The 13,852-nt window shown below is 62.6% G+C and carries 12 protein-coding genes; 6 read left to right on the top strand and 6 right to left on the bottom strand.

Annotated elements, in window-relative coordinates; all coding sequences use genetic code 11:
• The 6 genes from AC1DUU_RS09805 to AC1DUU_RS09780 form a co-directional block, all read left to right on the top strand.
• Positions 1 to 398: cupin domain-containing protein (locus AC1DUU_RS09805; protein ID WP_476783232.1), on the top strand; the 398-nt coding region annotated here is incomplete at its 5' end.
• Between the two features lie 20 nt (positions 399 to 418).
• Positions 419 to 2,872: a GcvT family protein gene (locus tag AC1DUU_RS09800; RefSeq protein ID WP_476783231.1), complete on the top strand. Its 2,454-nt coding sequence runs from the start codon at positions 419 to 421 to the stop codon at positions 2,870 to 2,872.
• On the top strand, positions 2,872 to 3,558 hold the full coding sequence (locus tag AC1DUU_RS09795; protein ID WP_476783230.1) for an HAD-IA family hydrolase: 687 nt from the start codon (positions 2,872 to 2,874) through the stop codon (positions 3,556 to 3,558). The genes AC1DUU_RS09800 and AC1DUU_RS09795 overlap by 1 nt, the downstream gene beginning before the upstream one ends.
• 1 nt (position 3,559) lies before the next feature.
• Positions 3,560 to 4,741 carry a pyridoxal phosphate-dependent aminotransferase gene (locus AC1DUU_RS09790; RefSeq protein ID WP_476783229.1) on the top strand — a complete coding sequence of 394 codons (1,182 nt, stop codon included), beginning with the start codon at positions 3,560 to 3,562 and terminating at the stop codon, positions 4,739 to 4,741.
• The gene (locus AC1DUU_RS09785; RefSeq protein ID WP_476783228.1) at positions 4,738 to 7,182 is read left to right on the top strand and encodes a GcvT family protein; all 2,445 of its coding nucleotides are present in this window, start codon (positions 4,738 to 4,740) and stop codon (positions 7,180 to 7,182) included. The genes AC1DUU_RS09790 and AC1DUU_RS09785 overlap by 4 nt, the downstream gene beginning before the upstream one ends.
• A 68-nt stretch (positions 7,183 to 7,250) precedes the next feature.
• Positions 7,251 to 8,054, top strand: coding sequence for a creatininase family protein (locus tag AC1DUU_RS09780; protein ID WP_476783227.1), 804 nt, complete (start codon positions 7,251 to 7,253; stop codon positions 8,052 to 8,054).
• Here the strand turns inward: AC1DUU_RS09780 and AC1DUU_RS09775 are convergent.
• The 6 genes from AC1DUU_RS09775 to AC1DUU_RS09750 all read right to left on the bottom strand — a co-directional run.
• A complete protein-coding gene (locus AC1DUU_RS09775) occupies positions 8,051 to 9,418 on the bottom strand; it encodes an FGGY-family carbohydrate kinase (protein ID WP_476783226.1) in 1,368 nt (455 codons plus the stop codon). The two genes, AC1DUU_RS09780 and AC1DUU_RS09775, sit on opposite strands and share 4 nt — an antisense overlap.
• Positions 9,415 to 9,735 carry an L-rhamnose mutarotase gene (gene rhaM, locus AC1DUU_RS09770; RefSeq protein WP_476783225.1) on the bottom strand — a complete coding sequence of 107 codons (321 nt, stop codon included), beginning with the start codon at positions 9,733 to 9,735 and terminating at the stop codon, positions 9,415 to 9,417. Before rhaM ends, AC1DUU_RS09775 begins: the two co-directional genes overlap by 4 nt.
• On the bottom strand, positions 9,732 to 10,742 hold the full coding sequence (locus tag AC1DUU_RS09765; protein WP_476783224.1) for an ABC transporter permease: 1,011 nt from the start codon (positions 10,740 to 10,742) through the stop codon (positions 9,732 to 9,734). The genes rhaM and AC1DUU_RS09765 overlap by 4 nt, the downstream gene beginning before the upstream one ends.
• On the bottom strand, positions 10,739 to 11,716 hold the full coding sequence (locus AC1DUU_RS09760; protein ID WP_476783223.1) for an ABC transporter permease: 978 nt from the start codon (positions 11,714 to 11,716) through the stop codon (positions 10,739 to 10,741). The genes AC1DUU_RS09765 and AC1DUU_RS09760 overlap by 4 nt, the downstream gene beginning before the upstream one ends.
• On the bottom strand, positions 11,713 to 13,254 hold the full coding sequence (locus AC1DUU_RS09755; protein ID WP_476783222.1) for a sugar ABC transporter ATP-binding protein: 1,542 nt from the start codon (positions 13,252 to 13,254) through the stop codon (positions 11,713 to 11,715). Before AC1DUU_RS09755 ends, AC1DUU_RS09760 begins: the two co-directional genes overlap by 4 nt.
• A 78-nt stretch (positions 13,255 to 13,332) precedes the next feature.
• A partial coding sequence (locus AC1DUU_RS09750) for a substrate-binding domain-containing protein (RefSeq protein ID WP_476783221.1) occupies positions 13,333 to 13,852 on the bottom strand: 520 nt, incomplete at its 5' end.

Here is a 13,852-nt window from a genome sequence, read left to right as displayed (position 1 = left end):
TCGCCGAACTGTTCGGCGTGCCGGTCAGCCTGTTCTTCGCCCATGAAGCGCCCGTCGAAGCCGAGCGCGGCGTGATCGTCCGGGCTGGGCGCCGCCGCAAGCTTGGCACAAGCGATTCCGGCCTGGTGGAAGAGCTATTGTCGCCCGATCTCGGCGGAAGCTTCGAAATGCTCCGCTCGATCTTCGCCCCGGGCGCCGAGTTGCGCGAACCGGCATCGCGACCGACCGAGGAAGCCGGTTACGTCGTTTCAGGCAGCTTCGACATCGAGATCGACGGCACGTGGCACAGGCTGGGCGCAGGCGACAGCTTTCGCTTCGACCACAAGCCGTTCCGGTGGAGGAACCCGGGATTTGTGCCGGCGGTGGTCATCTGGGTTGTATCGCCACCCGTCTATTGATCGCACGCAGGGAGGAAGACATGGCTGATTTGCCGAGCACGGCGCGCGTGGTGATCATCGGCGGAGGCGCGGTCGGCGTCTCCTCGCTCTATCACCTCGCCAAGGCAGGCTGGACCGATTGCGTCCTGCTCGAAAAGAACGAGCTGACCTCGGGTTCGACCTGGCACGCCGCCGGCAACGTACCGACCTTTTCGTCGTCCTGGTCGCTGATGAATATGCAGCGTTATTCGACCGAGCTTTATCGCGGGCTGGCGGCCGAAGTCGATTATCCGATGAACTACCATGTCACCGGCTCGCTGCGCCTTGCTCACAGCAAGGAGCGCATGCAGGAATTCCAGCGCGCCAAGGGCATGGGCCGCTACCAGGGCATGGACATCGAGGTGGTCGGCGTCGACGACATCAAGGCGCGCTACCCATTCATCGAAACGCACGACCTCAAGGGCGCGCTCTATGACCCCAACGACGGCGACATCGATCCCGCGCAGCTGACCCAGGCGCTGGCCAAGGGCGCGCGAGATATGGGTGCCAAGATCATCCGCTTCTGTCCGGTGCTATCGGTGCGCCGCGAGAACGACGAATGGGTGGTGGTCACTGGGCAAGGCGAAATCCGCTGCGAAAAAGTGGTCAACGCTGCAGGCTATCGCGCCGCCGAGGTCGGAAAGATGTTCGGCCGCGACGTGCCGATGATGGTGATGAGCCATCAATATATCCTGTTCGACGAAATCCCGGAGCTCGCCGCGTGGTCGCGCGAAGTGGGCAACAAACTGCCGCTGCTGCGCGACGTCGACACATCCTACTATCTGCGCCAGGAAAAGAACGGCATGAACCTTGGCCCCTATGAGCGCAACTGCCGAGCGCACTGGGCCACACCGGGCGATCCCATGCCGGCGGATTTCTCCTTCCAGCTTTATCCCGACGATCTCGACCGGCTCGAACACTATCTCAACGACGCCATCGCGCGCGTGCCGATCCTCGGCACCGCCGGCCTGTCCAAGGTCATCAACGGGCCGATCCCCTACGCGCCTGACGGCAACCCGCTGATCGGCCCCATGCCAGGCGTACCCAACGCCTTCGAGGCCTGCGTCTTCACCTTCGGCATAGCCCAGGCAGGTGGCGCCGGCAAAGTCCTTGCCGAATGGGTGACCAAGGGCGAGACCGAGTGGGACATGTGGTCGTGCGACCCGCGCCGTTTCACTTCTTTCGCCTCGGCCCCCGACTACGCGGTCGCCAAGGGCATGGAGGTCTACGGCCACGAATACGCCATCCACTTCCCCCGCCATGCCTGGCCGGCGGGGCGCAGCCGCAAGCTTTCGCCCGTCCACGACCGGATCGCAGCACTCGGCGCGCAATTCAACGCCTACAATGGCTGGGAACGCGCTACGTGGTACGCAAAGCCGGGCGATGACCTGTCCGAGCAGTCGACGCAGACTTTCGCCCGCTCAGGTCCATGGGAAAAGCGCATTCGCGAGGAATGCCTTGCCGTGCGCGATGCCGCCGGCATTCTCGACCTGCCCGGCTTCAGCCGCTTCAATCTCGACGGCCCTGGTGCCGCCGCGTGGCTGGACGAGCAGATCACAGGTGCCGTGCCCAAGGTCGGGCGTATCGGCCTTGCTTATTTCGCCGACGATCACGGCCGTATCGTCACCGAAATGTCGGTCGTGCGCCATTCCGAAAACCTGATGACACTGATCACGGCGGCCATCGCCCAGTGGCACGACTTCGAATGGCTGAAATCGCATATGCCGGCCGATGCCGCGTTCAAGCTGATCGACCGCACCGAGGAATTCTCTGCGCAGATCCTCGCCGGCCCGAACTCGCGGAAAATCCTGGTCGAAGTCTGCGAAGCTGATCTTTCCAAGCCATGGCTGACACATCAGGAAACCACCATCGCCGGCCGCTGGGCCAAGCTGGTCCGCGTTTCCTTCGCCGGCGAGCTTGGTTGGGAAATCCACACCAAGGTCGCCGATACCGCAGCCATCTTCGATGCCGTCTGGGCTTCTGGCCAGAAACACGGCCTGAAACCCTTCGGCATGTTCGCTCTCGATTCGCTCAGGCTCGAAAAAGGCTACCGCGCCTGGAAGGGCGATCTGTCGACCGACTACACCATTCTGCAAGGCGGTCTCGAGCGCTTCGTCAAATGGGACAAGCCGGAATTTCGCGGCAAGGCGGCCCTGCTCAGCGAGAAGCAGCAGGGGGCGAAGAAGCGTTTCGTCACGCTTGTCATCGACAATCCAGACGACTGCGACGCGCCCTACATGTCGACGCTCTGGCACAATGGCCAGATTGTCGGTGAGACCACGTCAGGAGGCTGGGGCCACAGGGTGGACAAATCGATTGCGCTGGGCATGCTGCGGGCCGATCTGGCCGCGCCCGGCACTGATGTGGAAGTCGAGATTTTCGGCGAGCGCTTCAAGGCGACGGTCCAGGAAGACAAGCCCTTGTGGGATCCCGAAAACGAAAGGCTCCGCTCCTAATGACACTTCCCTTCCCCGATCGGGCCTTTGGYGCCTTCATGTTCGACATGGACGGCACGATCCTGAGCTCGATTGCCTCCACAGAACGCGTCTGGACCGCCTGGGCGATCAAACATGGGCTCGACGTGGAAACCTTCCTGCCGACTATTCACGGTGTTCGCGCATACGAGACCATCAGCCGGCTGAACCTGCCGGGCATCGACCTGATGACCGAGATCGAGGAGTTAACGCAGGCCGAATTCGACGACGTCGACGGCATCGAACCCATCGACGGCGCATCCGCCTTTCTCAACACGCTGCCCGCCGAAYGCTGGGCAATTGTGACGTCAGCGCCCCGCAGGTTGGCGATCCGCAGGCTTGAAGCGGCCGGCCTGCCCATTCCGCGACTGATGGTGACAGGTGAAGACGTTGCCAACGGCAAGCCTGCGCCCGACTGCTTCCTGCTTGGCGCCGAGCGGCTCGGCGCCAAGCCGCAGGACTGCCTGGTGTTCGAGGACGCACCGGCCGGCATCCAGGCGGCCGAGGCCGCAGGCACGCAGGTGCTTGTCATCACCGCCACGCACAATCATGCCGGTGGCACACCTCATCCTTCTGTTTCTGGCTACGGCGCGCTGACGTCCCGACTCGACAGTTCCAGCAGGCTGACGCTCGCCCGTCTTGCGACCCTCATGGACGTGGGAGCCTGACATGCCCAAACCCTCATCGCGCATTTCCGGCATCGTTCCCTCAGGCAAGGATGGCTGGGAGGTGCATTTCGCCGCCATGACGCGTCAGCAGGCTGGCGAAGACATCATTATGCTGTCGGTCGGCGACCATGACTTCGACACGCCGAGCGAAACCGTCGAGGCATGTGTCGCCGCCGTTCGTGCTGGCTTCCATCATTATACCCAGCTTCCCGGCCTGCCGCGGCTGCGTGCCGCGATGGCGAGGGCTTCGACCCGCTGTACCGGCATCGACACCGCCCTTTCCGAGATCATCGCCACCCCCGGCGGCCAGGCCGCGCTCTATGCGGCCGTGCAGGCAACGCATGATCCAGGTGACCATGCCATCGTTGTTGCGCCCTATTACGCCACTTATCCTGGGACTTTCCGCGCGGCCGGCGCCAGCTACACCGTCGTAGAAGCGCAGGCATCAGATGGCTTCCAACCGCGTGCTGCCGACATCGAAAAAACGCTCAAGCCCAACACGCGCTCGATCCTGATCAACACGCCCAACAATCCGACAGGTGCTGTCTATTCCCGCAGGTGCCTCGAAGACATCGCCGAGCTTTGCGTCCGCCACGACCTGTGGCTGCTCTCCGACGAGGTCTACTGGACACTCGGCGGCGGTGAGCACGTTTCCCCGCGCGCCCTGCCCGGCATGGCCGAACGCACGCTGGTCATCAACTCGATGTCGAAGAGCCACGGCATGACCGGCTGGCGCATCGGCTGGCTGACCGCGCCGGCCGATCTCGTTTCGCTGGTCATCAACCTCAACCTTGTGACCACCTACGGCCTGACCGATTTTGTCAGCCGCGCTGCGATCGAGGCGCTGGAGAAGGACTACGGCGTCCAGAACATCGCCAAAACCTATGCCGACCGCCGCAACCTGTTCATCAACGAGGTGCGCGGGCTCAACAATGTCACCGTGCGCGGCTCAGAGGGCGGCATGTATGTCATGCTCGATATCAGTGCCATTGAGCCGGATTGCGAGAAGTTCGCCTGGGACCTGCTTGAAGCAGAGAAGGTCGCCGTCATGCCGGGCATAAGCTTCGGCGATGCCGCCGCAGGCCACATCCGCGTCAGTCTGTGCCAGCCCGACGAAGTCCTCAAGGAAGCCGCCGGCCGCCTGAGGCGCTTCGCCACCAGCTACGAGAGATCTGCTGCATGACCGGACTTCCCGCCCGTGCCCGCGCCGTCATCATCGGCGGCGGTGTATCAGGCTGCTCAGTCGCCTATCATCTGGCGAAGCTTGGCTGGACCGATATCGTGCTTTTGGAGCGCAAGCAGCTCACCTCAGGCACGACATGGCACGCGGCGGGATTGATCGGGCAGTTGCGCGCCTCGCAGAACATGACACGGCTCGCCAAATATTCGGCCGACCTCTACGTCAAGCTCGAGGCCGAAACCGGCGTGGCCACCGGCATGCGCCAGGTCGGCTCGATCACGGTGGCGCTGACCGAGGAGCGCAAGCACGAGATCTATCGCCAAGCCTCCCTGGCGCGCGCGTTCAATGTCGACGTGCGCGAGATTTCGCCTAGCGAAGTCAAGGAGATGTACCCGCATCTCAACGTGTCTGACGTGGTTGGCGCGGTGCATTTGCCGCTCGACGGCCAGTGCGACCCGGCGAATATTGCGATGGCCTTGGCCAAAGGCGCTCGCCAGCGCGGCGCCAAAATCGTCGAAAACGTCAAGGTATCAAAGGTTCACACCAGGGATGGTCGCGTCTCGGGTGTTTCCTGGGCGCAAGGCGGCGAACAAGGCACCATCGAGACCGACATCGTCATCAACTGCGCCGGCATGTGGGCGCGCGAACTGGGCGCCCAGAACGGCGTCACCATCCCGYTGCAYGCCTGCGAACATTTTTACCTCGTCACCGAGGCGATAAAGGGCCTTGGCCGCCTGCCGGTGCTGCGCGTGCCCGACGAATGCGCCTACTACAAGGAAGACGCGGGCAAGATGATGCTCGGCGCCTTCGAGCCGGTCGCCAAGCCATGGGGCATGGACGGCATCCGCGAGGATTTCTGCTTCGACCAGTTACCGGAAGACATGGATCACTTCGCGCCGATCCTCGAAATGGGCGTGAACCGCATGCCGATGCTGGAAACCGCCGGCATTCATACCTTCTTCAACGGCCCCGAAAGCTTCACGCCTGACGACCGCTATTATCTCGGCGAAGCACCGGAAGTGCGCGGCTACTGGGTGGCCGCGGGCTACAATTCGATCGGCATCGTCTCCTCCGGCGGCGCCGGCATGGCGCTGGCGCAATGGATTCATGACGGAGAAGCGCCGTTCGACCTGTGGGAGGTCGATATCCGCCGCGCCCAGCCATTCCAGAAGAACCGTCGTTACCTCAAGGAGCGTGTGTCGGAGACGCTCGGTCTGCTTTACGCCGATCACTTCCCTTACCGCCAGATGGCGACCTCGCGGAACGTCAGGCGATCCCCCCTCCACGAGCACCTGAAAGCGCGGGGCGCGGTGTTCGGCGAGGTCGCCGGCTGGGAGCGCGCCAACTGGTTCGCAAGAGAGGGCCAGGAGCGCGAGTATCACTATTCGTGGAAGCGGCAGAACTGGTTCGACAACCAGCGCGCCGAGCACCTCGCCGTACGGAACGGCGTCGGCCTGTTCGACATGACGTCCTTCGGCAAGATCCGCATCGAGGGCCGCGACGCGCTCACCTTCCTGCAAAAACTCTGCGCCAACGACATGGACGTCGCGCCGGGCAAGATCGTCTACACGCAGATGCTCAACCAGCGCGGCGGCATCGAAAGCGACCTCAYCGTCTCGCGGCTGTCGGCGTCCGCCTTCCTCGCCGTCGTTCCCGGCGCCACGCTGCAACGCGACCTCGCGTGGTTCAGGAAACATCTGGCCGACGAATTCGTCGTCATCACCGATGTCACCGCTTCTGAAAGCGTATTGTGCTTGATGGGGCCAAAGTCTCGGGAACTGATCCAGAAGGTCAGCCCCAACGATTTCTCAAATGAGAACAACCCGTTCGGAACATTTCAGGAGATTGAAATCGGCATGGGCCTCGCCCGCGCCCATCGGGTCACCTATGTCGGCGAACTCGGCTGGGAGCTTTATATCTCGACCGACCAAACCGCCCATGTCTTCGAAGCCATCGAGGAAGCCGGTGCGGACATGGGCTTGAAACTCTGTGGTCTGCACACGCTCGATTCCTGCCGCATCGAAAAAGCCTTCCGCCATTTCGGCCACGACATCACCGACGAGGACCATGTGCTGGAAGCCGGCCTCGGCTTTGCGGTGAAGACGGCAAAAGGCGATTTCCTCGGCCGTGATGCCGTCCTGCGCAAGAAGGAGGCCGGCCTCGACCGCCGCCTCGTGCAATTCCGTCTCACCGATCCTGAGCCCCTGCTTTTCCACAACGAGGCCATTGTCCGCGACGGCAAAATCGTCGGCACGATCACATCGGGCAACTATGGCCACTATCTCGGCGGCGCCATCGGCCTCGGTTATGTCCCCAGCAAGAACGAAACCGAAGCCGATGTGCTTGGCTCGTCCTATGGGATCGAAATCGCCGGCGGACGGTTCAAGGCGGAAGCATCGCTCAAGCCGATGTATGATCCCAAGTCCGAGCGCGTGCGGATGTAGCACCCCTTACAAAAAAGGCTGCGCTGACATATTCAGTCCAAGGCGAGTTTGATCGGCGAGGTCTGATTGTGACGAAACAGAAGCGACGCGTCTGGTGGGGCGACTTCAAGGCGGCCGACTTCGCGTCGATCGACCCTGAAAGGACAATCGCCGTCGTCCCCGTCGCGGCCATCGAGCAGCACGGCCCGCATCTGCCTGTGTCCACCGACCTCGCCATCATGGAGGGCATGCTGGCAGAGGTTTTTGCCCTTCTTYCCGAAAACCTGGACGCCCGCTTCCTGCCCATCCAGGCCGTCGGAAAATCCGACGAGCACATCTACGCGCCGGGCACGCTGAGCCTGCCGGCAAGCATCCTGGTCGACGCTTGGACGGAGATCAGCGCATCCGTCGCACGCGCCGGAATACGCAAATTCGTCTTTGTCACCTCGCACGGCGGCAATGAAGAGGTGATGGGCATCGTCTCACGCGAGCTGCGCGTCCGTTTCGGCGCGCTGTCGGTGCGCTCGAGCTGGGGTCGCTTCGGCCATCCCGACGGTCTCTATTCGCCGCGCGAGGTCCAGCTCGGCATCCATGGCGGCGACGTCGAGACGTCGCTGATGCTGCATTTCCGTCCCCATTTGGTCGACATGGCGAAAGCCGAGAACTTCGACTCGAGCTTCGAGCGCGCCGAGGGCGAATTCGAGCTGTTGCGCCCGCACGGTCCGCACGGCTTTTCCTGGATTGCCGGCGATCTCAACCCGCATGGGGTGGTCGGCAAAGCTGCAATCGCCACCGCCGAAAAAGGCCGCCTCACGGCTAGCCATCAGGCCGAAGGCTTCGTCCGTCTGCTGCAGGATATCCGCAAGGCGAAGCTATCGGAGTGRCTGATCTAGCCGACCAGCGCCCGCCAGGCCTCGAAATAGTCGCGCAGCGGTTCGTTGGCCGTTGCGTCCACAGCCCGGAACGCCGGCTGGCGGACGGCATCGGGCGCTACCAGCAAAGCCGCGCCCAGGCTTGTGCCTGTCGCACTGCCGGAACCGGAGAGCACGTTGCGGCCGGTGGCTGCGGCAAGCATCGTGCAATAGACGCGGTTTCTTGCAAACGGCCCCTCGACGATCACCGGCCCGCCCGCACCGGTCAGCTCCAAACAGATCGCCGTCATCATCGCCAGATAGAGCGACACGGCTGCGAAGCGCTCGCCAGGCGATTGCGGCTCGCCCAGCCAGGACGACTGTCGGTTCGGAAACGGGCCGGATCCCTGCTGGACCGAAGGTAGCAGCATCACCGAGGCCGCGAGGACCGCTGCCAGATCGGTATCGTCGCAATCCTCCCTGCCCGGCTCGACAGACAGCGAGAATTCTCGCCCGCCCATGAAGCGCGCGGAAGCGACGGGTTCACCAAGCGCGTCGACGTTGACCAGACAGTCACGCGCCGGATCAAGATTTTGGGGCGCACCGCCAACCGAGAGCACGACGACCCACGTGCCGGTCGACACCACCGAAAATGGTGAGGTCTGCTGGAGCAGATGCGGATAGAGCGAGGCGTTTGAATCATGGATGCCGCAGAATACCGGCGCGTCCTGACGTATGCCGATTTCCTCGGCAAGGTCTGGCAAGACGGTGCCGAGCAGGTCGGCGGCCTTGCGCACCGGCGCCATGCGCTGGTGCCAGCCCATCCGGTCGATCAGGCTCGACCATGTTCCCTTCGCCGGCTGCCAAAGATCGGTATGGCAGCCCAGCGATGTCGTTTCGTTGGCAAGCACGCCGCACAAGCGGAACGCCCAATACTGGGGATAGGTGACGATGGTCGAAACCAGCGCGAAATCGTCAGGAAATGCCGTGGCTTGCCAGAACAGCTGCGCACCGAGGTTGAGCCCGAGCGGCAGGCGCGGCGTACCAGTCTCGCCAAAGGGCGGACGCGCTGCGTCATACTCTTCCGAAAGGCTGTCGGGACCATCATGCTCGTAATCGAGTATCGGCATGGCAAGCGCCCCATCGGCGGCGAGCAGTGCGGCCGTAGCGCCATGCGTCGTCACCGAGATCGCGTCGATCGGACGCTCGCCCTGAAGGTCGGCCAGGCTCCGCTTGATGAACGTCCACAGCGCCTCGCAATCGAAGTGTGGGTAGATGCCATCGCGGACCACGACATTGGGCGTGCGGCGAACCGCGATTTCCGACAGCGTTTCGAGATCGACCAGCGCCACCTTGGCATTGGTCTTGCCGATGTCGATGACGGCGACGGTGCTGGGCCTGGTCATTTCATATGGAAGACGGTTTGCAGCGGCACGGAGAGYGGCTCGTTGTCCGGTTTGGTGGCCATGATGTCGGCCATATGCGCCCACCAGCGTTTCATGACGGGATGGTCCGGCAGTGCATCCATTGTGTGGTCCGCGCGACGCCACAACACGCCGAATAGCGTGTTGGCCTCCTCGTCGAGATGGATCGAATAGTCGGAAACGCCGGCATCCCTCAGCAGCGTCACCAGCTCCGGCCAGATCTCGTCATGGCGCTTGATGTACTCGGCCTTCATGCCTGCCTTAAACTTCATCTTGAAGGCATATTTCTCGGCACTCATGCCAGACGTCCCCYGCTGAAGCGGCCCCAAAGGATCGGCAGCGCGATGACCAGGATCAGAAGCAGACCGATGAAGATCGACATGACGATGCCGGGCACGTTGAGCAAACCCAGACCGAAAGTGACCAGCCCCATGATGAGGGCTGCCAGCACCACGCCCAAGATGGAACCCGCGCCGCCGAGAATGCTCACTCCACCAAGCACCACCATGGTGATGACTTCGAGCTCATAGCCTTGCGCGATGGAAGGCCGCGTCGACCCGAGCCGGGAGGTGATCAACACCGCCGCCATGCCTGACATCAGACCGGTGAGGCAAAAGAGCACGAACTTGATCCGCCCGACGCGCAGGCCGGAAAACTGCGCCGCGACTGCGTTGTTGCCAATCGCAAAGATGCGCCGACCGAAACTCGTACGGTGCAGCACGAACCAGTAGATGACGGCCGCAAGCGCAAACAGTGCAACCTCGAACGAGAATACCCACCAGACATAGCCCTGGCCGAAGAAGGCGAAGGACGCAGGGTAACCCTTGTAGGCCTGGTCGCCGAGGATGATGAAGGCCGTGCCGCGAAACAAGCTCATCGTGCCGATGGTGACGACAATCGACGGCAGGCCAAGGCCAGTCACCAGCAGACCGTTGAAGGCGCCGCAAGCAAGGCCAACGCCGACGCCGATCAGCACAAGGCCTGGCGTGTCGACACCGACCTGCGCCGCCATGCCCATCATGGTCGAGGCAAGTGCGATGATCGCCGCCACGGACAGGTCTATCTCGCCCGATATGATAAGCAGCGCCATCGCGAGCGCGATCAGGCCCTTTTCGGTGAAGTTGAAGGTCAGATCGGAGAGCGACCAGACGTCGAGGAAATAAGGTGAGGCAAAGCTGTTGACGATGAAGATCGCAACCGCGACCGCGACAAGCAGCGCCTCCCACGAGAGGATCGCCGAGCGGAGCGGTTTGTCGAGCCGGTCGGGAATGTGTCGCGGGACGGGAGTGGTGTCGGTCGCGCTCATGCCGTTTCCGCCTTCCTCAGGATGATACGGCCCTGCTTGCGCTCGCCGCGCGCGTTGAGCACCACGGCAAGCAGGATGGCGCTGCCCGAGATCGCCATCTGCCAGAAGGGCGATATGTTAATCACCGGAAGTGCCGTCGAGATGATGCCGAGAAACAGTGCGCCGAGCACGGCACCCGCGACCGAACCGATGCCGCCAGCGATCGAAATACCGCCGATGACGCAGGCCGCGATGATGTTGAGCTCATAGCCATTGGCGACCTCGACCGAGGCGATGACGTAGCGCGAAATCCAAAGATAGCCGCACAGGCCAGCCACGGCGCCCGAGATACAGAAGGCGAGGAACTTAGTGCGGCCGACATCGATGCCGGCATAGATCGAGGCCGTCGGGTTGACGCCAATGGCATAAAGCGAGCGGCCGACCGAGGTCCTGGTCATCAGCACGAAGAACAGGGCAATGACAACGATGGCGATCCACGACAAAACCGGCACGCCGATCAGTTGCACGCGCTGCAGCCCAACAAAGGCCGGGCTCATCTGGTCGGCGTTGACCCAGGCACCGCCCGAAATCAGGAAGGTAGCGCCGCGATAGATGGTCAGCGTGCCGAGGGTGACGACAATCGATGGGATGCCGAGCTTCCAGACCAGCATGCCGTTGAGCGCGCCGAGCAACAGGCCGACGCCAATGGCAACCAGCATCAACAGTGGGATCGGAAACGCCGGGAACGCGGCGTTGATCATCGCCACCACCATGCCGGTGAAGGCGAGATTGGAAGCCATCGACAGGTCAATCGAGCGGGTCAGGATGACCACCATCTGCCCGAGTGCCAGGATCATCAGGATAGAGGTGTCATTGAACACCGTCGCCAGATTGCCGGGGCGGGCAAAGCCGGGAAAGCGAACGGAGATAAGCCCAACGAGGGCGGCAATTGCGGCGAGCAGCCAGATTTCGCGATATTTCGTCAGCGTCTTCATGCGGCGATTCCCGCAGCGGTCTGAACCAGCGTCACCGCGTCGAGCCCATTGTTGTCGTAGACAGCCGCAATGCGACCTTCGCGCATGACCACCACCCTGTCGGACATGCCGAGGATTTCGGGCAGTTCGGACGACACCATGATGACGGAGAGCCCCTGCGCCACCAATTCCGCCATGAAGGCATGGACGGCGGCCTTGGAGCCGATGTCGATGCCCTTGGTCGGCTCGTCGAGGATGATCACCTTGGGATCGGTGGCGAGYCACTTGGCGATGACCACCTTCTGCTGGTTGCCACCCGACAGCGTGCCGACATCCTGGCTGAGCGAGGATGCGCGCAGGTCGAGCCGCTCGGTGTATTTGCGCGCCAGGGCGAATTCGTCCTTCAGCCGCAGCACGCCGGATTTCGAGGTGCGCTTGAGCGATGGCAGCGAGACGTTCTTGAAGATCGGCATGCCGATGACGACGCCCTGCTTGCCGCGTTCTTCCGGCACATAGACGACGCCTGCCTCGATGGCTTCCGCGGCGGAGCGCGGCGCGACAGGCGCTCCGTCCAGCGTCATGCTGCCACGGCTAGTCCTTGTGATGCCGAAGATCGCATGCATGAGTTCGCTGCGGCCAGCGCCGACGAGACCGTAGAAGCCGAGAATCTCGCCCTTGTGCAGTTCGAAGCTGATTCCGTCGAATTCGGTCGGGTGCGAAAGGTCCGAAACACTCAGCACCGCTGCACCGATCTGCGGCTTTCGTTCAGGGAAGATATGATCGACGGAGCGGCCGACCATCATCTTGACGATTTCGTTTTGGCTGGCATCGGCGAGCATCCCCTCGCCGATCATCTCGCCATCGCGGAAGACGGTGTAGCGCTCGGCGATGCGATAGATCTCATCGAATTTGTGGCTGATGAACAGTATCGCCTTGCCCTCGCGCTTGAGCAGCTCGATCAGCTCGAACAGGTCCTCGATCTCCTTGGTTGACAAAGCAGCCGTCGGCTCGTCCATGATGACAATCTGTGCGTCGATCGACATGGCGCGGGCGACCGCCACCAGATGCTTGTTGGCGATGCCGAGATCCTTGAGGCGCGCGTCGGGATCTATATGGGCAGCACCCATGACCTTCAGCACCTCGCTTGCCCGACTGCGCATGGCGCGCCAGTCGATAGTGCCGAAGCGGGTCCGTGGCGCATGGCCCAGGAAGATGTTTTCGGCCACGGACAGGTCGTCGAACAGCACGGTTTCCTGGTGGATCGCGGTGATGCCCTGCTCGAACGCGTCATGCGCGCTGGCGAGCGAAACCTGCGAGCCATCGACCGTGATGGTACCGGCGTCGGGCCGGTAGATGCCGGTCAAGATTTTGACCAGCGTCGACTTGCCGGCGCCGTTTTCACCGATCAGTGCTGTCACCTGTCCAGGATAAAGCGACAGCCCGACATTGTGCAGCGCGCGCACGCCCGGGAACGTCTTGGTCACGCCAGTAAGCGTCAGCCGGGGCGTTGCCGGATGATCCCGCATAGGCGTCTGGGTCGTGTGGGCTTTCGTATCCATATCCGTCTCAGGCCCTGTGGCAGGTCTGGGGGAAAGGCGCGGCGGGACAACAGCCCCGCCGGCCATGGCGTTCCGAGATCAGTAGATCTTCGAGAACTCTTCGATGTTTTTCTTGTCGAAGGTGAAGGGTGCGGCCATCGGCGCCGAATTGGTGTCGTCGAGCGTGACTTCACCGACGCGGCCGATCGAAAGCTTGGCGCCTGGCTTGGCTTCCATCTTCTTCACCGCCAGATCATGAGCGAGGTAGACGGCGGAATAGCCAAGGTCGATCGGGTTCCACAAAGCGACCGCCTGCGAAGCACCGTTGTCGATGAACTTCTTGAATTCGGACGGCAGCGCGAGGCCCGTAACATTGACCTTGCCGATCAGGTTCTCGTCGGTGACGACCTGGGCTGCTGCAACGACACCTACAGTAGTCGGTGCGATGATCGCCTTGAGGTTCGGATACGACTTCAGCAGGCCCTTGGCTTCGTCGGTGCTCTTGGCAGAGTCGTCATCGCCATAGACGGTCGCGACGAGATTGATCTTGGGGAACTTCTCCGGCAGCGCCTTCTTGGCCGCTTCGATCCAGGCATTCTGGTTGGTCGCGGTCGAGGAC

It is taken from the genome of Aminobacter sp. P4_H6_2, from assembly GCF_056400805.1.
Note: the sequence above shows the minus strand (reverse complement) of the source record. Positions and strands in the feature narration are given on the sequence as shown.